Origin of the sequence: Syntrophaceticus schinkii (assembly GCF_000946815.1) — a bacterium.
In the GTDB taxonomy this organism is placed as follows: Bacteria; Bacillota; DSM-12270; order Thermacetogeniales; family Thermacetogeniaceae; genus Syntrophaceticus; species Syntrophaceticus schinkii.
On record NZ_CDRZ01000192.1, the window covers coordinates 1 to 993 of the forward strand.

Sequence of the window (993 nt, forward strand, 5' to 3'; positions counted from 1 at the left end):
ATGTCTTACATTTTAACTGTTCCGGAATTTCCATTATTAAGTATATTTGTGAAAGCGTAAAAAACTTAATATCATCCTGTAATCTTTGTCATTCATGGAAATCGATTTTTTGATTATTTATTTTCCATGGGGCACTCTATATCATCGAATAGTCGCTTCATACTAGCATGTGTCAAAAAGATAACGTGCTAGGCTCCTGTCCCTGATATACTCCAAGGCATTACGCATCTTCTCCGCTATCTCTCTGGCGCTAAAACCACTGTTAGCATAGCTGCGCCTGTTTCTGTAACAGGAAAAGCCAGAAAAGATTGACCGCCAAAAAACATAAAACCACAAAATGATACTTGAAAAGCGACTTCCTGATGAATAAAGCAATGCCCCATGTTCCAGTTCCCTTTAAGTTCATGATATCCCGTGTTTTCTATTTCCCACCTCCGATGAATAATTTCCCGGATTAGCTCCGGGGGTGCTTCATTTTTGCTTAAGGTAGTAGCTACCAGAATTTCGTGTCTTTCGATGGCTTCCTGACGTTTGCCACCTACTATTGCATAGCCATACCTGCTCTCAACGATCTTGACGACCCTTAAGGGTTTTTTCATTCCATCCCAGCTATTGAACTGTTCTTCATCCCAGGCAGAGATGTCTAGATGAGTGGTGGATGACTTATCCTCTCGCCATGTTTTGGCTGGCACTTGACGGCTGAATAGTCCTTCCGCATCCTTGACAATGTGCATCCGCTTATCTTTTAGCCGAACTACAAGGTGGATGTTTTTGCTGCACAAGTGGTTGATAAAAGGAGCTTGGCAAAGCCGGCATCAACCACCACTATGTCAGCAAAATGTTTATATACCTGGTAGAGCCAGTCAACCAGCCTCTTGGAAGCTGTGGTCTCGCCCTCCCCCGCTTGATCGGTTCAAACCTAAAATGATCGGCGGTTTGCCACCCACTATCTGGCAGGTGACAATCTTATGCTCGTAGGTACGTCGTCCCATC

The 993-nt window shown here is 43.8% G+C and carries 1 protein-coding gene; it reads right to left on the reverse strand.

All coding sequences use genetic code 11. From position 1 onward, the window contains the following. Positions 1–236: 236 nt before the first annotated feature. A complete protein-coding gene (locus SSCH_RS07360; RefSeq protein WP_269746144.1) occupies positions 237–791 on the reverse strand; it encodes a transposase in 555 nt (184 codons plus the stop codon). Positions 792–993 lie beyond the last annotated feature (202 nt).